Consider the following 23,262-nt stretch of genomic DNA (forward strand, 5'->3'; position numbering starts at 1 on the left):
CGAACGTGGCAGATTTCGATACCACAGATTTCGACGCGATAAAGATCTCGCTCGCCTCCGCAGATGAGATTCGCAGCTGGTCCCACGGCGAGGTCAAGAAGCCCGAGACCATCAACTACCGTACGCTCAAGCCCGAGAAGGACGGCCTGTTCTGCGAGAAGATCTTCGGACCTGTCAAGGACTGGGAGTGTGCCTGCGGCAAGTACAAGGGCATCCGTTTCAAGGGCATCGTCTGCGAGCGCTGCGGCGTCGAGGTGACGAGCGCCAAAGTTCGTCGCGAGCGCATGGGTCACATCGAGCTTGCGGCCCCCGTCTCCCACATCTGGTACTTCAAGAGCCCGGCGACCTTCCCGCTCGCTCGCCTGCTCGACATGAAGAGCAAGGACCTCGAGAAGGTTCTCTACTTCGCAAGCTACGTCATCACCGAGGTTGACGCCGAAGGCCGTGAGGCCGACGCCGACGAGCTCAAGGAGGAGCTCGCCGCCGACCTCGAGGAGCTTGACGCCGAGTGCGAGGACGAGATCGAGCGCCTCAAGGCTCAGGGCGAGACCGATGGCGGCGACGAGTTCGGCGACATCGAGCCCCTCTCTGCCGACGAGATCCGTCGCGGCATTGTCGACCTCAAGGAGGAGTACGACGAGGAGAAGCAGCTCCGCCAGGACGCCTACGACAAGTTCATGCAGCTCGAGGCTCGTGAGCTCATCTCCGACGAGGCTCTCTTCAGCGAGATGAAGCGCTACTATGCCATCTACTTCAAGGGTGGCATGGGTGCCGAGGCCGTCCGCGAGCTCCTGCGCCACGTTGACCTCGGTGCCGAGGCCGATGAGCTCCGTGCCATCGTCGCCTCCGACGACGCCCAGAAGCAGAAGAAGGAACGCGCGGTCAAGCGCCTCGAGATCGTCGACGCCTTCCTGAAGGGCGGCAACGATCCTGCGAACATGATCCTCGACGTCATCCCCGTCATTCCGCCCGACCTGCGTCCTATGGTCCAGCTCGACGGCGGCCGTTTCGCGGCTTCTGACCTTAACGACCTCTATCGTCGCGTCATCAACCGCAACAACCGCCTCAAGCGCCTGCTTGACCTCGACGCTCCGGCGATCATCGTCAACAACGAGAAGCGCATGCTTCAGGAGTCCGTTGACGCCCTCTTCGACAACGGTCGACGTGGCCGCCCCGTCACCGGCCGTGGTGGCCGCCCCCTGAAGTCCCTCGCCGAGGCCCTCAAGGGCAAGCAGGGCCGCTTCCGCCAGAACCTGCTTGGCAAGCGTGTCGACTACTCCGGTCGTTCGGTCATCGTCGTCGACCCTCAGCTCAAGCTCCACCAGTGCGGTCTTCCTTCCACCATGGCGCTCGAGCTCTTCAAGCCCTTCGTCATGCGTCGTCTTGTCGAGCTCGGCAAGGTTGAGAACATCAAGGGTGCAAAGCGTGCCATCGAGCGCTCTGCGGCCGTTGTCTGGGATGTTCTCGATGAGGTCATCAAGGGGCGCCTGGTTCTTCTCAACCGTGCACCTACCCTGCACCGCCTGTCCATCCAGGCATTCGAGCCGGTTCTCGTCGAGGGCAAGGCAATCCACCTGCACCCGCTGGTCTGCGCACCCTTCAACGCAGACTTCGACGGCGACCAGATGTCCGTCCACGTGCCCCTGTCCACGCAGGCGCAGACCGAGGCCCGCGTGCTGATGCTCTCGAGCAACAACCTGCGCTCTCCTGCGTCGGGTAAGGTTCTCACCGTTCCTTCCCAGGACATGGTCTTCGGCGTGTACTTCCTCACCATGGAGAAGGACGGCGTCCAGGGCGAGGGTCGCGTCTTTGCCAGCTTCGAGGACGCAATGAACGCCTATGACTGCCGCAACAACCTTGATATCCAGGCTAAGATTGTCGTGCGCGTTTCCTCTAAGGACGCCAACCTGGTCGAGGGCGACAAGAAGATCTTCCGTACCCGCACCAGCTGGGGCGAGGTCGTCGACTACGACGTCACCGACGGCGCCGTGCGCTTCGAGACGACTATCGGCCGCGTCATATTCAACCGCCAGTGCCTGCCCGTTGACTATCCGTACATGAACTACAAGATGGTCAAGGGCGACATCTCCAAGCTCGTCAATGACTGCTGCGACCGCTACAAGCTGGCCGAGGTCGAGCCGATTCTGGACGCCATCAAGCACAACGGCTTCCACTACGCCACGCGCGCCGGCCTGACCATTTCCGTCTGGGATGCGGTCATCCCCGAGGACAAGCCCATGATTCTCGAGGAGGCCCAGAAGAAGGTCGACTCCATCAACGAGTACTACGAGGACGGTTTCCTGTCCGAGCAGGAGCGCCACGTCGAGGTCGTTAACGCCTGGACCGAGTGCACCGACGTTCTCTCTTCCGAGATGCTTGCCGGCTTCGCCGAGGATAACCCCATTTACATGATGGCCGATTCCGGCGCCCGTGGCTCCAAGACGCAGCTTCGTCAGATTGCAGGCATGCGTGGCCTTATGGCTGACATGTCCGGCGATACGATCGACCTTCCCATTAAGGCGAACTTCCGTGAGGGCCTCCAGCCCCTGGAGTACTTCATCTCCACCTACGGTGCGCGTAAGGGCCTGGTCGATACCGCATCGCACACGTCTGACTCCGGTTACCTTACCCGTCGTCTCGTCGACGTTGCCCAGGACGTCATCGTCCGCGAGGAGGACTGCGGCACCGACGAGGCCGTCACCTACGACCTCATCAAGCCGGGCGAGTCTGACGTCGATACCGACCTTGTTGGCCGCTGCGCGCTTGACGACATCGTCAACCCGCAGACCGGTGAGGTCATCGTCGCCAAGGACGGCTACGTCGAGAACGCCGATCAGCTCCGTGCCATGGTGGACGCCGGCCTGAAGAAGGTCCAGCTCCGTGCTCTGCTTACCTGCAAGTCCAAGTACGGCGTCTGCCAGAAGTGCTATGGCTGGGACCTCTCCACGCGTCGTCCCGTCAACATCGGAACCTCCGTCGGCATCATCGCTGCACAGTCCATCGGCGAGCCTGGTACCCAGCTTACGATGCGTACGATTCACTCCGGCGGCGTCGCGGGCGCTGACGATATTACGCAGGGTCTGCCGACCGTTGCCCGTATGTTCGACGTCGTCGGCAACGTCAACGAGAAGATCCTCGGCCGTGAGGCTGACCTCGCCATGTACAGCGGCGTCCTTTCCATCACGCCCGAGCAGACTGAGTACCTGCTTCGCATCCTCGACGCCGACGACCATACCAGGATCCTCTCCGAGTGGCGCGTCCCCGCATCTGCCCGCTTCATGCCGGGCATCGAGGACCAGTGCGAGGTCCGCGCCGGCGACCAGATCACCCGTGGCTTCGTCAACTTCCGCAAGCTGCGCACGCTCACCGACATCGAGTCGACGATGCACACCTTCGTCGAGTCCGTCAAGGACGTCTACACGTCTCAGGGCGTCGATCTGAACGACAAGCACATTGAGGTCATCGCGCGTCAGATGCTCCGTCGCGTCCAGGTCACCAACCCCGGTGACTCCACGTACCTTCTTGGCCAGTACGTCGACCGCTATGTTTTTGCCGAGACCGTTCACAACATCGCCCTCGCGGGAGGCACGCCTCCCGAGGCCGAGCCCGTCATCCTTGGTACGCTCAAGGTCGCAAGCTCCATCGACTCCTGGCTCTCTAGCGCTTCGTTCATCCGTACCGCTGGCGTCCTCACCGAGTCTGCCATCAAGGGCGAGGTCGACCACCTGCTTGACCTCAAGTCCAACGTCATTGTGGGCAAGAAGATCCCCGCAGGCACTGGTCTCAAGGCGTACGACGATGTCCAGCTGACCTACCATGGCGTGCCCATCGATGGTCCGACCTCTCCGAACGCCAAGTCGCTTCCCGAGTGGGCTCCCGAGACCCTCAAGGGCGTCGAGGAGCAGCTTCCCAAGCAGCTTGATTGGATTGGCGACGACTACAACTACGGCGGCGTCTACTCCAAGAACGGCCGTACGCTGTCTTCCGAGGACGCGAAGCTCTACCTCTTCGATGACCTTGGCGTGTCGCAGCGCTGGACCAACAAGTTCAGCGAGGTCGGCATCGAGACTGTGGGCGACCTCATTGGCAAGACCGAGGATGACCTCCTGCGCATCGACGGCATCGGTGCGAAGGCCATTGAGGAGCTTCGTGACGGCCTTGAGGCCCGCAACCTGCTCTACATCCTCGAGCCCGACGAGGACGAGGCCGACTCCGAGGATCTCTCGCAGCTCCTCAACATGGTCTTTTCGCCTGACGCGGACAACGACATCATGCTTGGCTCTGCGGCTCCCGCAAAGCACAACTATGATGAGGACGAGCTCATCGGCGGCGGTTCCGCCGAACCCGAGACCGACTCCGCAATTATCAACGAGGACCTCGGCTCTCTCCACGACCTGCTGAGCCAGGTTGAGAAGAGCGAGGAGGACGATCAGGACGCCGAGTAGCTCCTGGGGGTTCATCTGAGTTGCTAGCAAAGGGTCCGACCTCTTGAGGCCGGACCCTTTTTGCATGCATATGCTTGTGCGGTGTCGGCGTGTCTGACTGCCAATAACTGCTGGGCGCGTGAGAAAGGGAAGAGGGGCAAGGGGCCAGTGGCCCCTTGCCCCTCTATGGGCTATGACTTGCCCGCTGGGCGAAGCTGCTAGACGAGTCCGTCGATCTTCGCGGAGTGCGTGGGCTTCTTGCCTGCCGCCTCGTCGTCGTGGTCGCGAATGGCCGCGCGGCGAATCTTTCCGTTCACGGTCTTGGGAAGCTCGTCGACATAGTCGATGATACGCGGGTACTTGTAGGGGGCTGTCTCGGTCTTGACGTAGCGCTGGAGGTCTCGCGTAAGCTCGTCGGAGCCCTCGTAGCCCTTGTTGAGCACGATGGACGCCTTGACGGCCTTGCCGCGCACGGGGTCTGGTACGCCGGTGACGGCGCACTCTCGAACCTCGGGGCGCTGCAGAAGGACGCTCTCGATCTCGGTCGGCCCAATGCGGTAGCCGGAGGACTTGATGACGTCGTCATTGCGACCAACGTAGTGCAGGTACTCGTCCTCATCCTTCCACGCGGTGTCGCCGGTGTGGTACCAGCCGTCGTGGATGGCCTCGTTGGTCTTCTCCTCGTTGTGGTAGTAGCACATCAGGATGCCCTCGGGTGGATTCTCGCGGTCGTAGCGAATGCAGATCTCGCCCGTCTCGCCGTAGTCGCAGGGGGTGCCGTCGTCGTGGAGGATCTGGATGTCGTAGAGGGGCACGACCTTGCCCATGGAGCCGCTGAGGGGCTTCGAGTTGTTGAGGTTCGCGATGGTCAGGGGCGTCTCGGTTTGGCCGAAGCCCTCGTAGATGGTGAGGCCGGTCTGCTCGCGCCAGAACTCCAGAAGGTCAGGGTTGAGCGACTCGCCGGCGGTGGTGCAGTACTTGAGCGGCGAGAGGTCGTGGCCCCTGACACCCTCGTTCTTCATGAGTCGATACATGGTCGGCGGGCAGCACAGCGTGGTGACGTTGTACTTGGACACCAGGTCAAGAATCTCGTTGGCGTGGAAGCGGTCGAAGTCGTACACCATGACTGCGGTCTCCATGGTCCAGGCGCCGTAGAGCTTGCCCCAGACGGCCTTTGCCCAGCCGGTGTCTGCGATGGTAAGATGCAGGCCGCCATCGCCGGTGACGTTGTGCCAGAGCTTGGCCGTCACCGTGTGGGCGAGCGCGTAGGTCCCGTTGTGAAGGACCATCTTGGGCTCACCAGTGGTTCCGGAAGAGAAGTACATGATGAACGGCTCGTACACGGAGGTGGGGACGCGCACCCAGAACTCGCGTGCGGCGCGCACTCCGGTGTTGAAGTCAATCCAGCCTCTGCGCTCGCAGGGTAGCTCGCAGACGTGGTCAGGGCCAGACAGGTAGGCGTCGCGGTCGCAGGGACCTTCGGTGACGCCGTTGCTCATGCCGGCGCCGCCGCCGTTCACGACTATCTTGAGCTCAAGATCGGGGCAACGCTTGGCGACGTGGTCGACGACGTCGGGAACGCCGCCCTTGTCAGTGCAGATGACGGCCTTGATGTTTCCGGCCTGCAGGCGGTACTCCATGTCGCGGTCGCGCAGCATGAACGTGGCGGGAACAAGAACCGCGCCGATCTTGTGCAGGGCGACGGCCGTGAACCAGAACTGGTAGTGGCGACGCAGAATCACCAGAACGTTGTCACCCTTACGGATGCCCTGGTCGGCCAGGAAGTTGGCGGTCTTGTCGGACCAGTACTTCATGTCTCCGAACGAGAAGAAATGCTCTTCTCCCTCGGGGTTGGTCCAGGTCATGGCAAGGCGATGGGGCTCATGATCGGCGATGTCGTCGACAACGTCGTAGGCCCAGTTGAAGTCCTCTGGGTAGTGCAGGGAAAGGTGCGCCACCTCGCCCTTGCGATTTCGCGACTCGGACAGGTACTTCTCGCTGATGTATCTCATTGTTTCGATCCTTTTGGGCACATGCCGGCGAATGCCGGCCGTTGGGTATGGCAAACCGAGCCTCGCTTGCGCTTGGCCGTCATAGGGCACCGTCCGCGTGAGCAGGCGATGCCTACCTAATGCCCTCAATCGGCTTGTTGTCGGGATCCATGTCCCGCTCTTCGGTGGGAAGCACTACCGCAAAGATCTGCGCGTCCTCACCGTCGATGGCGATGATGCCGTGTCCGCGGCCCGAATCGTAAAGCAGGGTGTCGCCAGGGCCGACGTCCTCGGCGTGGTCCTCGAACTGGAAGCGCAGGTGTCCCTTGATGACCAGATCGAGCTCTTGGCCCGCGTGGTAGGACAAGTGAATGGGCTCGTGCTGGAGCTTCTCGTCGTACGGCACGTCGACGAGGAAGGGCTCGCACATGCGTCCCTCGAAGAAGGGTGCCTTGTGAAGGTACTCGAACTGGCTGTGACGCTTGATCTGCATGCCCTCGTGGGCACGCACGATCGAGTACCACTTGATGTGGGGGCTCTCTCCGGTCATGAGCTCGGTGATGTCGACGCCAAGCTTGCGCGCGCACTTGAAGAGGAAGGTGAACGTAAGGTCGGCCTCGCCGGACTCGCGAGCTTCATACTCTTCGGGGGAGCGGCCGGTCGCCCAGGCCATCTCCTGAATGGAGAGCTCGTTGTCCTCACGCAGGCTGCGAATGCGGTTCGCGATCTCCTGGCGCTGCTCACGCTCGGCGAGCTCGTCGCCGCTGAACTCCATGTGTGTCTCCTCCCGTTGACTAAAGCTCGATGCCCATGTGAAGGGCCTTGAGGTTGGGCTCCAGCAGGTTGGCGTGCTTGGGGGGCACGCACTTCCTGAGGGCGGCCTCGAGCACGTCCAGGTCGGCGAACTGGGTCTCGGCCCACAGCTTGCCGAGGCAGACGATGTTGGCGAGACCCTTGAGGCCCTTGTCCTCGGCGAGTTGCGTCGCCTTGAACGAGAAGCGCCTGACTCCCGCGGGAAGCTCGACGGCATCAGCGTTCATCGCGAGTGTCGTGTCGATGATCGCGATGCCGCCCTCGACCAGGGTGGGGCCGAACTTTTCGACGGAAGGCTGGTTCAGCGCGATGAGGGCGGTCGGCTTCGTGATAAACGGGGAGCCGATCGCCTCGTCGGAGAGCGAGACGTTGCAGTTTGCGGTGCCGCCACGCATCTCGGGGCCGTAGGATGGCATCCACGAGACGTTGCGACCGTCCAGTAGGCCTGCGTTGGCCATGACCTTGCCGGCAAACAGAACGCCCTGGCCGCCAAAGCCGGAGAGGACGCAGAGCATCTCGTTGGTCTTCATGGAGGTGTCCGTTGGCATTGCCATGCTAGCCCTCCTTCTTTTGGGCGATGGGGCAGTCCTTGGCGCGCTCCGCGGCAGCCTCGTATGCGTTCGAGTAGCCCTCTGCGGAAACGTCCTTGTAGACGCCGAGCGGATAGTAGGGAAGCATGTTCTCGCGAAGCCAGTCGAAGGCGGCCTGCGGGGTCATGCCCCAGTTGGTCGGGCACGTGGCGACGACCTCGACGAAGGAGTAGCCGACACCGTTGACCTGGTTCTCGAAGGCCTTCTTGATGGCTTTCTTGGCCTGCCGGATGTGTGCCGTCGAATCGCAGGCGACGCGCTCGATGTAAGCCGGGCCGTCCAGGGTGGCGAGCATCTCGCTCATGCGGATGGGGAAGCCGACCTTGGTGACGTCGCGACCATACGGGCTGGTCTGAGTGACCTGGTTGGGCAGCGACGTCGGGGCCATCTGGCCTCCGGTCATGCCGTAGATGGCGTTGTTGATGAAAATCACCGTGATGTGCTCGCCGCGCGTTGCCGCGTGCACGGTCTCGGCGGTGCCGATGGAGGCGAGGTCGCCGTCGCCTTGGTAGGCGAAGACGACGTTCTCGGGGTGGACGCGCTTGACCGCGGTGGCGACCGCGGGAGCGCGACCGTGCGACGCCTCGATCATGTCACAGTTGAAGAAGTCGTAGTTCATGACGGAGCAGCCGACGGGCGAGATGCCCACAGTCTTGCCCTCGATGCCGAGCTCGTCGATGGCCTCGGCTACGAGGCGGTGGACGATGCCGTGCGTGCAGCCCGGGCAGAAGTTGAACACCTTGTCCGCGAGCGCGTGGGGTCGGGCAGAGACGATCTTCTCGTCTGCCGCAATCTGCGAGCCGATGCGCTCCTCCTGGTAGTCGGGAAGGGTCTTGGGGGCGGTTGCCATGGTTACTCACCTGCCTTTGCGGGATTGATACCGAGCTCGCTTGCGCGGAGCTCGATCTGCTCGAGGATCTCCTCGGGCGTGGGAAGAACGCCACCGGTGCGGCCGTAGAAAGACACGGGCACGCGGCCGCGTGTGGCCAGCTCGACGTCCTGGACCATCTGGCCCATGTTGAGCTCGACGGACATGAATGCCTTCGCGCCGCCCTCGACGATGCCGTCGATTGCCTTGGTCGGGAAGGGCCACAGGGTGATGGGCCTCAGGAGGCCTGCCTTGATGCCCTTGTTGCGTGCGGCGCGAACGGCCGTGCGGGCAATGCGCGACGCGGCTCCGAATGCAACCAGGACGATGTCGGCGTCGTCGCACATGAAGAGCTCCTGGCGCTGCTGGGTCGCCTCGATCTTCTTGTAGCGCTCGAAGCGCTCGCGGTTGGTGTCCTCAAGCTTCTGCGGCGTCAGGAAGAGCGAGTTGATCACGTTGTGCTCTCGCTCCATGTGTGTGCCGGTGGTTGCCCAGGGCTTCTTGGGGAGGTCCTTGGGGTCGCGTGCGGGAGGCAGCGTGACGGGCTCCATCATCTGGCCGATCATGCCGTCCGCCAGGATCATGGCGGGGGTGCGGTACTCGTCCGCCAGGTCGAAGGCCAGGTAGATGAGGTCAGCCATCTCCTGCACGGTGCTGGGCGCGAGGACCGGCATGAAGAAGTCGCCGTGGCCCATGGCGCGCGTCGCCTGGAAGTAGTCGGACTGCGAGGGCTGAATGCCACCCAGGCCGGGACCTCCACGCTCGACGTTGATGATGACGCCGGGGACGTCGGCGCCCGCCATGTACGAGACCCCCTCGCCCTTGAGCGAGACGCCGGGACTCGAGCTCGAGGTCATTGCGCGCGCGCCAGCGGCACCCGCGCCGTAGACCATGTTGATCGCGGCGATCTCGGACTCGGCCTGCAGGAACGTGCCGCCGATCTTGGGGAGCTTCTTGGCCATGTAGGCGGCGAGCTCGGTCTGCGGCGTGATGGGGTAGCCAAAAAAGAACCGGCAGCCGGCGCGCATGGCGGCCTCTGCCAGGACCTCGTTGCCCTTCATGAGGACGCGGTCCTCCGAGGCGGCTGAAATCTGCTGATCTGCCATTTATCTCACCACCGTAATAGCGACGTCGGGGCAGGTCATGTAGCACGAAGAGCATCCAATGCATCCATCGGGGTCAACGAGCTTGGCGGGGTGGTAGCCCTTTGGCGTGATGCGCTCGCTGTCTAGCGCGAGCACGCCCTTGGGACAGGCCGCGACGCACAGGCCACAGCCCTTACAGTGCACATCGTCAACAATGATGCGAGCCATGCGATCCCTCCCTCTCTGGGGGCATAAGCGTTGGTCATGCGGTCGTTCTGGCCGCTATGCTGCCCCGGGGACCCCTCTACATCTCCCAGGGCATAGAGACAAATCTAGACACCATGATGAGTTTTTCTGACGGCGAATCGGCGTCTGTTAACAACGCGGCAATTTCAGGTGCCGACGAGCCGCAGATTTCGCACGCTCCGCCGCTGGCGAGAAGTGCCCGCGCCTCCCCTTGGCACGGACCTTCCGAGGCAAGGGCCGCTATCGTCGCGCGCGGCACCACGCTCCCGGCAAAAGGCAGGCCCGTCAGGCTCGAGAGCCTGGAGGCGAAGGCGCGCCCGCGGCGAACGTCTTCGGGCGTGGTTTGGTCGGAGAGGTTGCTGGTGTTCAAGAGCGCGTCGGCCTTCAGGCGGGCGTGCCACTCGATGTCGGGAAGCATCGCCGCGGCCTCCTCTGGCGTCTGCGTCAGGCTGCGGTATGCGCTTGCGACGTACAGGACACACGCGCCCGCCTGCCTGAGTTGCGTTGCATAGCGTCCCAGCGTGGTGGCTCCGTCGTCGTCTCCGCCCACGTCTATGATCAGCCTCTCGGGGGAGGGGGCGCGGCCCGCCTGCGCCTGGGCCTGCGTGACACGCTCGACCACCGCGTCCAGGCGGCCGCTCAGGCTGGGCGTGTCGAGCGTCGTTCCGGCAAACACCGGGGCGATGAGCTCGATGCCCTTCTCCTCAAGCTCTCGCGCGTAGTCGCTCGAGCGGAAGTAGGGGTTGACGACGTCCAGGTCACAGAGGGCCACGCGAAGGCCTCGCGCAGCATGGGCGAGCGCCAGGCCGAGGGCGGTGTTCGTCTTGCCGACGCCGGCGTGTCCCACCAGGACCGTGATGGCGGGAAGGTCCAGAGGGTCGATCTGACGGGTGCTGTCCGTTGTGCTCATGCTGCTCACCTGCATCTTCGTCGGTGGTTTGGCCTCGTGTCTTGTCCGCTCCAGTCTACCTGCGATGTGGGCGCGTCCCAAAAGCCGTGCCCCAATCGTCACGTTGGCCGGGCGCGGGGTACACTGGAAACGTAACGCAGAAATAGAGGGGGCGGGCATGTCGGATCAGCGCGAGCACGAGGCGAGTTTGGACTTTGGGGGCGTTGACGCGAAGGAGGTTGACGGCCACCAGCTGCGCGAGCTCCTGGCAAACGACGACGTTGTGTATAGCGCTACGCAGATATTCGACGCCCTGTCCGACTTCACGCGCTTCCAGATTCTGGGAGTCCTCGTCGAGGGTGAGAGGAGCGTGTCCGACCTTCAGGAAGTCTGTCACGTCTCGCAGTCTGCCATCTCCCATCAGCTCAGGCTCCTGCGTGACCGTGGCCTGGTGAACGCCAGACGCGACGGCCAGCGCATGATCTACAGCCTTGCCGACGCCCACGTGGCCGAGCTCATGCGCGTCGGTCTCCAGCACGCGTCGGAAGACGTGGAGACGAGCGAGTAGACACGCGCTTCTTACCCCGCTTGTGGGCAGAACGTGGAAAAGGGATACGCCCGGGTCCGTGGTGTTTTGACAACCCTGCATGCAAGCGCGTAAAGTACACGCTTGCGCATTTGTGCGCATCATATCTGTCCGACAATCCGAGGCATCGGTGCTGAGGTGCTTCTGATACATAGGTGCTCGCGCACCACACACTCTGTTTGAACGAATAAGGAGAAGAGCTTTGCCTACCATCAACCAGCTTGTTCGCCAGGGCCGCGTCTCTCACAAGGCCAAGTCGAAGAACGCAGCACTCCAGCACAACCCCCAGAAGCGTGGCGTCTGCACGCGCGTCTTCACCACGACCCCCAAGAAGCCGAATTCGGCTCTTCGTAAGGTCGCCCGTGTCCGTCTCGTCAACGGCATCGAGGTCACCGCTTACATTCCCGGCGAGGGCCACAACCTTCAGGAGCACTCCATCGTCCTGATCCGTGGCGGCCGTGTTCGCGACCTCCCTGGTGTCCGTTACAAGATCGTCCGCGGTGCCTATGACTGCGCAGCAGTTCAGGACCGTAAGCAGGGTCGCTCCCGCTACGGCGCTAAGCGCCCCAAGGAGTAGGACTCCGCACCTTAGTCTGAATTAGCTACGAGTTATTAGGAGATATATCATGCCGCGTCGTGCAGCAGCAGTCCGTCGTGAGGTTATGCCGGACGCCGTTTACAACAACCGTCTCGTGACCCAGCTCATCAACAAGGTCCTCCTCGATGGCAAGAAGGCCACCGCCGAGCGCATCGTCTACGGTGCCTTTGACATCGTCAAGGAGAAGACCGACGGCGACGCCCTGGCCACCTTCAAGAAGGCCATGGACAACGTCCGCCCGACCCTCGAGGTCAAGCCCAAGCGTGTCGGTGGCGCTACCTACCAGGTTCCTATGGAGGTCAACTCCCGCCGCGCTACCACCCTCGCCATCCGTTGGATTGTTAACTTCAGCCGTGCTCGCAAGGAGAAGACCATGGCCGAGCGCCTTGCCAACGAGATTCTCGATGCCGCCAACGGCGTCGGCGCTTCTGTCAAGAAGCGTGAGGACCTCTTCAAGATGGCAGAGGCCAACCGCGCGTTCTCTCACTACCGTTTCTAAGTTAGGGAATCCGAGGAGTAGAGACTTATGGCAAAAGTTAAGTACAAGCTCGAAGACCTTCGTAACATCGGCATCATGGCCCACATCGACGCCGGTAAGACGACCACGACCGAGCGTATTCTTTACTACACCGGCAAGACCCACAAGATCGGTGAGGTCCACGACGGCGCAGCCACGATGGACTGGATGGTTCAGGAGCAGGAGCGCGGCGTAACCATTACCTCCGCAGCTACCACCTGCTTCTGGAAGGATCACGTCATCCAGATCATCGACACCCCGGGCCACGTCGACTTCACCGCTGAGGTCGAGCGCTGCCTTCGCGTCCTCGACGGCGCCGTTGCCGTCTTCGACGCTGTCGCAGGCGTTCAGCCCCAGTCCGAGACCGTCTGGCGTCAGGCTGCGAACTACGGCGTTCCTCGCATCGCCTTCATCAACAAGTTCGACCGTGTCGGCTCTGACTTCTTCCACGCCATCGAGACCATGAAGGACCGCCTGGGCGCCAACGCGGTCGCGGCTCAGATCCCGATGGGTGCCGAGGCCAACTTCTGGGGCCTCGTCGACCTCGTCACCAACGAGGCCTGGGACTTCAAGGAGGATGCTAAGGGCATGATCTTCCCCGAGAAGATGGATGCCATCCCCGAGGAGTTCGCCGAGCTTGCTGCCGAGAAGCGCGAGGAGCTGCTTGAAGCGGCTGCCAACTTCTCCGACGAGCTCATGGAGGCCGTCCTCATGGAGGAGGAGATTCCCGTCGACATGTTCAAGGCCGCCATTCGAAAGGGCGTCCTCGCCGGTGAGCTCAATCCCGTCTTCGTTGGTTCCGCCTACAAGAACAAGGGCATCCAGGAGCTCCTCGACGCAGTCATCGACTACCTCCCGAGCCCCCTCGACGTCGCCGAGATCGACGGCAAGAACGACAAGGGTGAGGAGGAGATCCGTCACGCGGATCCCAAGGAGCCCTTCTCTGCTCTGGCCTTCAAGATCATGACCGATCCCTTCGTCGGCAAGCTGACCTACATCCGCGTCTACTCCGGCATGGCCGACTCCGGTTCCTACGTTTACAACTCCGTCAAGGACTCGCGTGAGCGCCTCGGCCGCATCCTCGAGATGAACGCCAACGACCGTGTCGACCGTGACAACTGCGCCGCCGGTGACATCGTCGCTTGCGTCGGCCTCAAGAACACCCAGACCGGCGACACCCTCTGCGACGAGAAGAACCCGATCATCCTTGAGTCCATCGACTTCGCTGACCCCGTCATCGACGTCGCCGTCGAGCCCAAGACCAAGGCCGAGCAGGACAAGATGTCCGTTGGCCTCGCCAAGCTCGCCGAGGAGGACCCGACCTTCCAGGTCCACACCGATCACGAGACCGGCCAGACCATCATCGCCGGCATGGGCGAGCTTCACCTCGAGATCATCGTCGACCGCCTGCGTCGTGAGTTCCACGTCGACTGCAACGTCGGCAAGCCCCAGGTCGCGTACCGCGAGACCGCTGGTCACGAGGTCAAGCACTGCCAGGGCAAGTTTGTCCGCCAGTCCGGCGGTCGTGGTCAGTACGGCGACGCCATCATTGACCTCGAGCCCATGGAGCCCGGCTTTGGCTACGAGTTCGTTGACGCCACCGTCGGTGGCTCCGTCCCCAAGGAGTACATCCCCTCTGTAGACAAGGGCATCAAGGAGGCGCTCGAGTGCGGCGTCATCGCCGGCTACCCCGTCCAGGACATCAAGGTCACCCTGGTCGACGGCTCCTACCACGAGGTCGACTCCTCTGAGGCCGCATTTAAGGTCGCAGGTTCCATGGCCATCAAGGAGGCCCTGAAGCAGTCTGATCCCGTCCTTCTCGAGCCGATCGAGCTCGTCGAGGTCGAGACGCCCGAGCAGTACATGGGCGACGTCATGGGCAACCTCTCTGGTCGCCGTGGCAAGATCGAGGGCATGGAGGATCGTGCCAACACCAAGGTCATCCGTGCCAAGGTCCCCCTGGGCGAGATGTTCGGTTACGCAACCGATCTTCGCTCCCAGACTCAGGGTCGCGCATCCTACACGATGCAGTTCGACTCCTATGAGGCCGTCCCCAAGAACATCAAGGACGAGATTGTCAGCAAGAACGGCGGCAGCGCCTCGTAAGTAAAGTGGCCATCGGCAGCCAACTGCCATTCAATGGAGGTATTTCAAGTGTCAAGCCAGAAGATCAGGATCCGCCTCAAGGGCTACGATCACGAGGTCATCGACCAGTCTGCGAAGCTCATCGTCGACACCGCTCAGAAGACCGGTGCCCGCGTCTCCGGCCCCATTCCCCTGCCTACCGAGCGCAACCTCTACACGGTCATCCGCTCGCCGCACAAGGACAAGGACAGCCGTGAGGAGTTCGAGATGCGCACCCACAAGCGTCTGATCGACATCCTCGACCCCAGCTCCTCGACCGTCGACTCGCTCATGCGTCTCGACCTTCCCGCGGGCGTTGACATCGAGATCAAGCTCTAAGCTCTTCTCAGCAGCGTATATTTGGACCCCTCCGCTCGGAGGGGTCCTTTTTACGTTTGCCGAATTTGCAGGGATTGTGAGATGAAAACTAGTGAGCCAAGCCACGGTGCCGTGCGTGTACACTATTCAGGCTGCACTTTTATGGGGATTGCTGCGTCTATCCACTTACCGACACCTGTGAGTCGGTACCTGCCCGTGGATGCCGGCAAGAAGCATGAGGGTGAGGCACACGTCAGATGTGGTCCGCTGGGGGGAGAGCGCAGGACGCGCTCCTTTGGTCCCATGACCACCTAAGGAAAGGACCAGGAATGGTCAGCATGATTCTCGGCCGTAAGATCGGGATGACGCAGGTGTGGGATGAGAACGACAACGTCGTCCCCGTCACCGTCGTCCAGGCCGGCCCCTGCACCGTCTCGCAGGTCAAGACGAAGGCAACCGACGGCTACGATGCCGTTCAGCTTGGCTTCGGAGACATCACGTCCAAGCACGTCAACAAGCCCATGGCGGGTCACTTTGCCAAGGCTGGCGTCGAGCCCATGCGCTACCTTCGCGAGGTCCGCGTTGCTGAGGGCGAGGAGCACAACACTGGCGACGTCGTCACTGTTGCCGACTTCGCTGACGTCACGACCGTCGACGTCACCGGCACCTCCAAGGGCAAGGGCTTCCAGGGCACCATCAAGCGCTGGAACTTCTCGCGTGGCCCCATGACCCACGGCTCTCGCAACCAGCGTCGCCCGGGCTCCATCGGCCAGTGCGCGTACCCCGCTCGCGTCCGCAAGGGCCTCCACATGGCAGGTCACATGGGCGATGAGCGCGTCACCGTCAAGAACCTCAAGCTCGTTCGCGTCGATGCTGAGCAGAACCTCATGCTCATCAAGGGTGCAATCCCCGGCGGCAAGAACGCCCTCGTCTCCATCCGCATGGCCTAAGGGCCCGTTGGAAAACAATCCTTTAGGTCTATAAGGAGGACTAATGTCCAAGATCGATCTTAAGAACGTTGAGGGAAAGGCGGCCGGTACGGTCGAGCTCTCCTCTGACGTCTTCGGCATCGAGCCGAACATCCCGGTCGTGCACCAGGTCGTTGTTGCCTATGAGGCATGCATGCGCCAGGGCACGCACTCCACCAAGAACCGCTCTGCGGTCTCCGGCGGCGGCGTCAAGCCATTCCGCCAGAAGGGTACCGGCCGTGCTCGTCAGGGCACCATCCGTGCGCCTCAGTGGGCTGGCGGCGGCGTTGTCTTTGGCCCCAACCCCCACAGCCACGCCAAGCGCAGCAACAACAAGGAGAAGAAGCTCGCTATGCGCTCCGTCCTCTCCGGCAAGCTCGCTGACTCCCAGCTCTTCCTCCTGGATGAGCTGAAGCTCGAGGAGGGCAAGACCAAGCAGGCCAAGGCTGTCCTCGTTGCCCTGGGCGTCGCTGACAAGCGTGTCACCGTTGTCGTTGCCGACGACGACGTTCAGACCTACCTTGCCTTCAGGAACCTCCCGAAGGTCAACGTCATTGGCGTTTCCGAGGCCAACACCCGCAACCTCATCGACAACAGCGCTCTCGTCATGTCCGCTGCGGTTGCCAAGCAGCTCGAGGAGGTGCTCGCATAATGAACTCCGCCTACGAAGTCATCATCCGCCCGGTCGTCTCCGAGCGTTCCTTCGACCTTATGGCTGAGGGCAAGTACACCTTCGAGGTTTCCGCTAAGGCCCCCAAGGAGGAGATTGCCTCCGCCGTTGAGAAGCTCTTCAACGTGCACGTCAAGAAGGTCAACACCATGTGGGTCAAGCCCAAGAACAAGCGCGTGCGCTATGTCACCGGCAAGACTCGCACCTGGAAGAAGGCCGTCGTCACTCTCGCTGAGGGTGAGCAGATCGAGGTCTTCTCCAACCAGCAGGCAGCTGCTGAGGAGTAGTTAAGCCGCCCGAGCCTCCTTTGGGAGGCCGGGCTGTTATGCCGCACGTGATGGATACGCGCGGTACCGTGGTAATCCGGTGTCGTCTCGCCACTCCCTGAGCGAGATGGCCAACGGAACAGAAAGGGAATGAAGTAATGGCAGTTAGACACCTCAAGCCTACGAGCGCAGGCCGTCGTTGGCAGACGATCTCCGACTTCGCTGAGATCACCACCGACAAGCCCGAGAAGTCTCTCCTCGAGCCCCTGCCCAAGAAGGCTGGCCGTAACAACAACGGCCGTATCACCACCCGTCACCAGGGTGGCGGCAACAAGCGCCAGTACCGCAGGATCGACTTCAAGCGCCAGATGGACGACGTGCCGGCTAAGGTCGCCACGATTGAGTATGACCCCAACCGCTCTGCTCGCATCGCCCTTCTCCACTACCTGAACGGCGCCAAGGCCTACATCCTCGCTCCCGAGGGACTGCACGTTGGCGACATGGTCGTCTCTGGCACCAAGGACGTCGACATCAAGCCGGGCAACTGCACGACGCTCTCTGAGATTCCCGTCGGCACGCTTGTCCACAACGTCGAGTTCCAGCCTGGCAAGGGCGCCGCAATGGCTCGCTCCGCCGGCACCTCCGTCCAGCTGATGGGCAAGGACAACGGCTATGCGGCTCTCCGCATGCCCTCCGGCGAGCTTCGCCGCGTCCTTCTCACGTGCCGCGCCACCATCGGTGTCGTTGGCAACGCCGAGCACGGCAACATTGTCATCGGCAAGGCTGGCCGCAAGCGCCACATGAACGTTCGTCCGACCGTTCGTGGTACCGTCATGAACCCTGTCGACCACCCGCACGGCGGCGGCGAGGGCAAGAACCACACCTCTGGTCGTCCTTCCGTTACTCCTTGGGGTATCCCGACGAAGGGCAAGAAGACCCGCGACCCGAAGAAGGCTTCGAACCGCCTCATCATTCGTCGTCGCAACAAGAAGTAGTCGGAACACGAATAGGAGATTCCAAGAATGAGCAGAAGTCTCAAGAAGGGCCCGTTTGTGGAGACTCGCCTCCTTGCGCGTGTCGCCGCTCAGAACGAGGCTGGTACCAAGGACGTCATCAAGACTTGGTCGCGTTCTTCCACCATCTTCCCCGAGATGGTCGGTCACACGATCGCTGTCCACGACGGCCGCAAGCACGTCCCCGTATACGTCACTGAGTCCATGGTTGGTCACAAGCTTGGCGAGTTCTCTCCCACGCGCACCTTCCGCGGCCACAAGCAGGCATAACAGGGGGTATGGAGTAAATGGCTAACAACACTGAGGTCAAGGCCACCGCGAAGTACGTGCGCATGGCGCCGCGTAAGGTCCGCATGGTCGTCGACCAGATTCGTAACAAGTCCGTTGATAAGGCGCTCGAGGTTCTTCAGTTCTCCACCCGCGCTGCCGCTGAGCCGGTCGCCAAGGTCCTGCGCTCTGCTGTTGCCAACGCCGAGAACAACAACAACCTCCGCGCTGACAACCTTGTGGTGAAGTACGCCTACGTCGACGAGGGCCCCACGCTCAAGCGCATCCGTCCTCGCGCCAAGGGCTCCGCTTCGCGCATCAACAAGCGCACGAGCCACATCACTGTCGTCGTTGCACCTGGAAAGGAGGCGTAGGGGAAGAATGGGTCAGAAAGTACAGCCTACCGGCTTCCGTCTCGGCATCACCGAGGAGTGGCGTTCCCGTTGGTACGCCGATAAGAAGGACTACGCCAAGAGCCTTGGCAACGATCTCGAGATTCGCAAGTTCCTCGAGAAGAAGCTTGCTTCCGCCGCACTGTCTCGCGTTGACATCGAGCGCACCGGCGACAAGGTGAAGGTCGTCATCTACACCGGCCGCCCCGGCATCGTCATCGGCAAGAAGGGCGCCGAGATCGACAACCTTCGTGGCGAGCTCGAGAAGATCTCCGGCGTCACCAAGGGCAACATCTCCGTCGACGTCATCGAGGTCAAGCGTCCTGAGCTCGACGCGCAGCTCGTCGCTCAGTCCATCGCCGAGCAGCTCGAGGGCCGCATCGCCTTCCGTCGCGCCATGCGCAAGGCCGTCCAGTCCGCTCGCAAGGCTGGCGCCAAGGGCATTCGTATCCAGTGCTCCGGCCGTCTGAACGGCGCCGAGATGGGCCGTCGTGAGTGGTACCGCGAGGGCCGCGTGCCCCTGCACACCCTCCGTGCCAAGATCGGTTTCGGCGAGGCCACCGCTCGCACCACCATGGGCGCCTGCGGCATCAAGGTTTGGATTTACCTCGGCGAGAAGATGCCCGGCCAGCCTGCGCCCAACCCGGCGCTTGAGGGCACGAGCCGTCCCCGTCGTGGTCGCAATGAGAGGAGGGGCCGTTAATGCTCGCACCTAAGCGCGTTCTTCACCGCAAGGTCCAGCGTGGCTCCATGAAGGGCCACGCAAAGGGCAACACCGAGCTCCACTTCGGTGAGTACGGTCTCGTCGCCCTTGAGGCTCACTGGATCACCAACCGTCAGATCGAGGCCGCTCGTATCGCCATGACTCGTGAGATGAAGCGTGGCGGCAAGGTCTGGATCACCATCTTCCCGGACAAGCCCATCACCAAGAAGCCCGCTGAGACCCGCATGGGTTCCGGTAAGGGTAATCCCGAGGAGTGGGTGGCTGTCGTCAAGCCCGGCCGCATCATGTTCGAGCTTGGTGGTGTCGAGGAGTCCGTTGCCAAGGAGGCCTTGCGCCTTGCTCAGCACAAGCTCCCGATCAAGACCAAGATCGTGACCCGCGCCAAGTCGGACGTGGAGGAGTAACCAACTATGAAGTACCAGGACATTCGTGAGCTTTCCGACGAGGAGCTTGCCCAGAAGCTCGAGGACGGCCGCGCGGAGCTCTTCAACCTCCGCTTCCAGATGGCTACCAGCCAGCTCGACAACACGGCCCGCGTGACCCTCGTCAAGCGCGACATCGCTCGCATCCAGACCGAGATGCGCGCTCGTAAGAATGCAGCGGACAACGCCGCTGCGCAGAACTAGTTCGCAGGAGATAAGAAATGGCAGATACCGAAAGCAGGAACGCGCGTAAGGTCCGCACCGGTGAGGTCATCTCCCTCTCCGGCGACAAGACCATCACCGTTCAGATCACTTACCGTAAGCACCACCCCAAGTACGGCAAGATGATGACCATCCACAAGAAGCTCCACTGCCACGACGAGAAGAACGAGTGCGGTCTTGGTGACACCGTTCGCGTCATGGAGACCCGTCCGATGTCCAAGACCAAGCGTTGGCGCGTCGTGGAGATCGTGGAGAAGGCCAAGTAACGATCGTATTCACCCCATTCCCTAACGTGCGGCGCTCGTGTGACCGCACCTCTTAGGGGAACCCGTTCGGAGGAACTGTAATGATTCAGATGGAGACCATGCTCAACGTCGCTGACAACAGCGGCGCGAAGCGCGTGAAGTGCATCAAGGTCATGGGTGGCTCCAAGCGCCGTTACGCGGGCCTCGGCGACGTCATCATGTGCGCCGTGCAGGAGGCTACGCCGGGCGGCTCCGTGAAGAAGGGCGACGTCGTTCGCTGCGTTGTCGTTCGCACGGTCAAGGAGTCCCGTCGTAAGGACGGCAGCTACATCAAGTTCGACCAGAACGCCTGCGTTCTGGTCGACAAGGAAGGCGAGCCCAAGGGCACCCGTATTTTCGGGCCCGTCGCTCGCGAGCTGCGTGACCACAAGTACATGAAGATCGTCTCGCTCGCACCCGAGACGCTGTAGGGAGAGAGACACTCATGGCAAAGATGAATGTTAAGAAGGGAGACCAGGTCGAGGTCCTGTCCGGCAAGGACAAGGGCACTCAGTCCGAGGTCATTGCTGCCCTTCCCGCTGAGGGCAAGGTCATCGTTCGCGGCGTTGCAGTCGTGAAGAAGGCCCAGCGCCCGACCCAGGCCAGCCAGCAGGGCGGCATTGTCGAGAAGGAGGCTGCAATCGACGTCTCCAACGTTGCTCTCGTCTGCCCCAGCTGCGGCAAGGCCACTCGCGTCGGCCACGACGTCGAGGATGGCAAGAAGGTCCGCGTCTGCAAGAAGTGCGGCGCCAAGTTCTAAGTTCTGCTTAGGCGACTTTCAGAGGCTCGTTCCCGTAAGGGGATGGGCCTCTTTTTTCATGTCGCGAGGCTGTCAATTTGATGCTTGCGCGAAAAAACGTTTTGACTCCGGTAGACGTTACGGTCCAGGCGTTGACTGGGATAGACTGACAAAGGTCATTTATGGTCAAAACTGTCAATATATATTCGGTAAGCGAGGCGGCGCAGTGAACGTGCGCAATGCAGAAATTAATCGAATGCAACTACGCGGAATGCGGTTTAGGGGCGTTGCGCTGACAGGTGCATGTGCGGCTTCCCTGGGACTGGGGCTCCTGTGCGTCCCGACGAGCGCCCTGGCGCTGAGCGTCACGGGCAACGACTGCTATGCGCTTGTACAGAGCGGCACCTCGATCGATGTCCTCTCGGTGGACGGAAGCGTCGGCGATACGGTGTACTGCTCGGTTACCAAAGACGGCAAGCTCTTCGCCGACCATCTTGCGTACACGCTCTCGAACGACGGGCTCGCGTCTTCCGACGGAGGGGTCACCGGAATCGTGTCTGCGGACTTCGGCGCAATCGACCCCTCGGCAAGCTACGAGATAAGCGCCTATTCCGACTTTGACGAGCACGCCCTTCTCTACCGCGGAAGGGTGGAGCCGGTCTATGCGGAGCTGGATGGCGTTGCTGGGAAGCGTCTCATTGCCTGGAGGACCATCGGATCCGAGCAGCGCGCGTTTGCGGCGCCCAAGACGATCTCGTATGGCAGCGACACCTACGAACTCGACGGAGGCTGCACGGCCTCTTCTGCGTATCGATACAAGGCGCAAAACGATGGTCACGAGGTGGAGTCTGGCTCGATTACGTATGTGGATGACAGCGGAGAAAGGCTTCTTGTCCAGGGCATAGGTGACGTCGCCTGGGGCGAGCATCGCTCGGTCGAGGTGCCTCAGATCATCAAGGCCGACAATGGCGGCTATTACCGCACGGTCTTCTTTAACAAGACGCTCGACGCCGCGAACCCTGGGCAGCGCGACTTTACGGTGCGCTGCAAGAAGGTGAGTGACGGCCTTGCCGGGAAGCAGGGGTTCTATACTGCGAAGATTCGCATGGTCGACGAACAGGGCAACGTGCTTGCCTGCGACAGCGTCTCGGTTGCTGGCGACGTCATCTACGCCAATCCGCCCGCGCTCTACAAGGATGCCGACCGCGACGGCGTGATCGAGGCGTACGAGCTTGACGGCGACGCGACGCTTTCGCTTGCCCCCGGTGACGAGGGCGTGCAAGACGGGCAGCGCACCTTTGACGTGCGCTATCGCCGCGTGCAGGGCAAGACCTACTGGCAGATCGTCAAGATCGATGCCACCCAGGAGGGGTCGGGCAGGGTGCTCGGCATGGAGCGCGTCGAGGTTGGCCCGTCCAACGGGGCTTCTTGTCCGGCGAGCTACTACGCTGGCAACATGGACGTTGACGGCAAGACTTGGTCTCCCGTCAACGGTAGCGACTTCAGCTACGTGTGGGGCCAGAGTGGCCCCGTCACATATGTCTACTACGCCCCAAGGGGGACCAAGGTCGACCGTTCGGACCGTGCCGTCACGGTCAGGTACGTCGACGTTGCGACGGGGGAGCAGATTGGCGAGGACAACCGCACGCTGAGCGCCGACATGCGCGAGGACGTCGTCATCGATACGCCAGCAAGCCTGACCGTCGGGCCGAAGAGCTACGTCCGACTCGACGGGCAGGAGGGCGGCGTCAGGACCGGCTACTACACGCCCGGCTCCACGTACACCGTCTACTACCGCGATGTGAACGACAGTGCAAGCCAGCGCACCGTCATCACCAACGTGCTATTCGACTTCGTTCCGGGGAGGACGACCTACGTCGACCTGGGAACCGAACGCGACGGAACACGCGAGGGCACGTCTGACCAGCGTTCCGCGTCGTTGCGTGATGCGGTCACGACGGGCGCTCCGGCGGGGCAGCAGCTGTCGACGGTGGACAACGGGTTTGGTGAGCCGACGATCGTGAACGGCGAGGGCGACGACCTTAACACCGTGCGCATTGACGACAACGAGACGCCGCTTGCCTCGGGCGGTGCGGGCACGTGGGCAGCAGAGACGCCCCTTTGGGAAAAGTGCCTGGCCGCCATCGCGGGCGCGGCCGCGCTTGCGCTGGTGATCGTGGCCGTGCTCCGCAGGCGCAGGAGGCGCGCGGAGGACGATGGCGCAGACGGACGCGAGGTCCGCTAGG

Annotated in this window: 26 protein-coding genes; 19 read left to right on the forward strand and 7 right to left on the reverse strand. The window is 62.2% G+C overall.

What is annotated here, in order from left to right; translation table 11 throughout:
- Positions 1–5 precede the first annotated feature (5 nt).
- On the forward strand, positions 6–4,445 hold the full coding sequence (locus tag B5D13_RS06120) for a DNA-directed RNA polymerase subunit beta' (protein ID WP_078687442.1): 4,440 nt from the start codon (positions 6–8) through the stop codon (positions 4,443–4,445).
- Between the two features lie 197 nt (positions 4,446–4,642).
- Here B5D13_RS06120 and B5D13_RS06125 read toward each other — a convergent pair whose 3' ends face one another.
- The 7 genes from B5D13_RS06125 to B5D13_RS06155 form a co-directional block, all read right to left on the reverse strand.
- On the reverse strand, positions 4,643–6,436 hold the full coding sequence (locus B5D13_RS06125; protein ID WP_078687443.1) for an AMP-binding protein: 1,794 nt from the start codon (positions 6,434–6,436) through the stop codon (positions 4,643–4,645).
- A 112-nt stretch (positions 6,437–6,548) separates the two neighbouring features.
- On the reverse strand, positions 6,549–7,190 hold the full coding sequence (locus B5D13_RS06130; protein ID WP_078687444.1) for a helix-turn-helix domain-containing protein: 642 nt from the start codon (positions 7,188–7,190) through the stop codon (positions 6,549–6,551).
- 19 nt (positions 7,191–7,209) lie between these two features.
- Positions 7,210–7,782: a 2-oxoacid:acceptor oxidoreductase family protein gene (locus tag B5D13_RS06135; RefSeq protein ID WP_200802619.1), complete on the reverse strand. Its 573-nt coding sequence runs from the start codon at positions 7,780–7,782 to the stop codon at positions 7,210–7,212.
- A gap of 1 nt (position 7,783) precedes the next feature.
- Positions 7,784–8,668, reverse strand: coding sequence for a thiamine pyrophosphate-dependent enzyme (locus B5D13_RS06140; protein ID WP_078687445.1), 885 nt, complete (start codon positions 8,666–8,668; stop codon positions 7,784–7,786).
- Between the two features lie 2 nt (positions 8,669–8,670).
- Complete coding sequence (locus B5D13_RS06145) at positions 8,671–9,792, reverse strand: 3-methyl-2-oxobutanoate dehydrogenase subunit VorB (protein ID WP_200802620.1); 1,122 nt, start codon at positions 9,790–9,792, stop codon at positions 8,671–8,673.
- Positions 9,793–9,999, reverse strand: a complete 207-nt coding sequence (locus B5D13_RS06150; protein WP_078687446.1) for a 4Fe-4S binding protein — start codon at positions 9,997–9,999, stop codon at positions 9,793–9,795.
- A gap of 76 nt (positions 10,000–10,075) precedes the next feature.
- Entirely contained in the window at positions 10,076–10,927 is an 852-nt protein-coding gene (locus B5D13_RS06155) for a nucleotide-binding protein (RefSeq protein WP_159443997.1), read from the reverse strand.
- Positions 10,928–11,084: 157 nt separating this feature from the next.
- Here B5D13_RS06155 and B5D13_RS06160 point away from each other — a divergent pair, with 157 nt between their 5' ends.
- From B5D13_RS06160 to B5D13_RS06245, 18 genes are all read left to right on the forward strand, one after another.
- Positions 11,085–11,474: an ArsR/SmtB family transcription factor gene (locus B5D13_RS06160; RefSeq protein ID WP_078687448.1), complete on the forward strand. Its 390-nt coding sequence runs from the start codon at positions 11,085–11,087 to the stop codon at positions 11,472–11,474.
- Between the two features lie 220 nt (positions 11,475–11,694).
- Positions 11,695–12,069 (forward strand): 30S ribosomal protein S12, encoded by a 375-nt coding sequence (rpsL, locus tag B5D13_RS06165; protein ID WP_013252466.1) that lies wholly within the window; start codon positions 11,695–11,697, stop codon positions 12,067–12,069.
- A 49-nt stretch (positions 12,070–12,118) separates the two neighbouring features.
- Positions 12,119–12,589 carry a 30S ribosomal protein S7 gene (gene rpsG, locus B5D13_RS06170; protein WP_078687449.1) on the forward strand — a complete coding sequence of 157 codons (471 nt, stop codon included), beginning with the start codon at positions 12,119–12,121 and terminating at the stop codon, positions 12,587–12,589.
- Between the two features lie 27 nt (positions 12,590–12,616).
- Positions 12,617–14,713: an elongation factor G gene (gene fusA, locus B5D13_RS06175; protein ID WP_078687450.1), complete on the forward strand. Its 2,097-nt coding sequence runs from the start codon at positions 12,617–12,619 to the stop codon at positions 14,711–14,713.
- Between the two features lie 48 nt (positions 14,714–14,761).
- On the forward strand, positions 14,762–15,070 hold the full coding sequence (gene rpsJ, locus B5D13_RS06180) for a 30S ribosomal protein S10 (protein ID WP_078687451.1): 309 nt from the start codon (positions 14,762–14,764) through the stop codon (positions 15,068–15,070).
- A gap of 308 nt (positions 15,071–15,378) precedes the next feature.
- Positions 15,379–15,999: a 50S ribosomal protein L3 gene (rplC, locus tag B5D13_RS06185; protein WP_078687452.1), complete on the forward strand. Its 621-nt coding sequence runs from the start codon at positions 15,379–15,381 to the stop codon at positions 15,997–15,999.
- A gap of 43 nt (positions 16,000–16,042) precedes the next feature.
- Complete coding sequence (rplD, locus tag B5D13_RS06190; RefSeq protein WP_078687453.1) at positions 16,043–16,669, forward strand: 50S ribosomal protein L4; 627 nt, start codon at positions 16,043–16,045, stop codon at positions 16,667–16,669.
- Positions 16,669–16,974 (forward strand): 50S ribosomal protein L23, encoded by a 306-nt coding sequence (gene rplW, locus B5D13_RS06195; RefSeq protein ID WP_078687454.1) that lies wholly within the window; start codon positions 16,669–16,671, stop codon positions 16,972–16,974. Before rplD ends, rplW begins: the two co-directional genes overlap by 1 nt.
- A 137-nt stretch (positions 16,975–17,111) precedes the next feature.
- The gene (gene rplB, locus B5D13_RS06200; RefSeq protein ID WP_078687455.1) at positions 17,112–17,948 is read left to right on the forward strand and encodes a 50S ribosomal protein L2; all 837 of its coding nucleotides are present in this window, start codon (positions 17,112–17,114) and stop codon (positions 17,946–17,948) included.
- Positions 17,949–17,975: 27 nt separating this feature from the next.
- Positions 17,976–18,236: a 30S ribosomal protein S19 gene (gene rpsS, locus B5D13_RS06205; protein ID WP_078687456.1), complete on the forward strand. Its 261-nt coding sequence runs from the start codon at positions 17,976–17,978 to the stop codon at positions 18,234–18,236.
- 17 nt (positions 18,237–18,253) lie between these two features.
- Positions 18,254–18,607 (forward strand): 50S ribosomal protein L22, encoded by a 354-nt coding sequence (gene rplV, locus B5D13_RS06210; protein WP_078687457.1) that lies wholly within the window; start codon positions 18,254–18,256, stop codon positions 18,605–18,607.
- Between the two features lie 7 nt (positions 18,608–18,614).
- Positions 18,615–19,328, forward strand: a complete 714-nt coding sequence (rpsC, locus tag B5D13_RS06215; protein WP_078687458.1) for a 30S ribosomal protein S3 — start codon at positions 18,615–18,617, stop codon at positions 19,326–19,328.
- A complete protein-coding gene (gene rplP / locus B5D13_RS06220) occupies positions 19,328–19,753 on the forward strand; it encodes a 50S ribosomal protein L16 (RefSeq protein ID WP_078687459.1) in 426 nt (141 codons plus the stop codon). Before rpsC ends, rplP begins: the two co-directional genes overlap by 1 nt.
- A 6-nt stretch (positions 19,754–19,759) precedes the next feature.
- Positions 19,760–19,975 carry a 50S ribosomal protein L29 gene (rpmC, locus tag B5D13_RS06225; RefSeq protein ID WP_078687460.1) on the forward strand — a complete coding sequence of 72 codons (216 nt, stop codon included), beginning with the start codon at positions 19,760–19,762 and terminating at the stop codon, positions 19,973–19,975.
- Positions 19,976–19,992: 17 nt separating this feature from the next.
- The gene (gene rpsQ, locus B5D13_RS06230; protein ID WP_078687461.1) at positions 19,993–20,259 is read left to right on the forward strand and encodes a 30S ribosomal protein S17; all 267 of its coding nucleotides are present in this window, start codon (positions 19,993–19,995) and stop codon (positions 20,257–20,259) included.
- Positions 20,260–20,339: 80 nt separating this feature from the next.
- Complete coding sequence (gene rplN, locus B5D13_RS06235; protein ID WP_078687462.1) at positions 20,340–20,708, forward strand: 50S ribosomal protein L14; 369 nt, start codon at positions 20,340–20,342, stop codon at positions 20,706–20,708.
- A gap of 14 nt (positions 20,709–20,722) precedes the next feature.
- Complete coding sequence (gene rplX / locus B5D13_RS06240) at positions 20,723–21,037, forward strand: 50S ribosomal protein L24 (RefSeq protein ID WP_078687463.1); 315 nt, start codon at positions 20,723–20,725, stop codon at positions 21,035–21,037.
- Positions 21,038–21,272: 235 nt separating this feature from the next.
- Entirely contained in the window at positions 21,273–23,261 is a 1,989-nt protein-coding gene (locus tag B5D13_RS06245) for a hypothetical protein (RefSeq protein ID WP_143327757.1), read from the forward strand.
- Position 23,262 lies beyond the last annotated feature (1 nt).

Source organism: Olsenella sp. KH1P3 (assembly GCF_900167315.1).
Taxonomy (GTDB): Bacteria; Actinomycetota; Coriobacteriia; order Coriobacteriales; family Atopobiaceae; genus Olsenella_J; species Olsenella_J umbonata_A.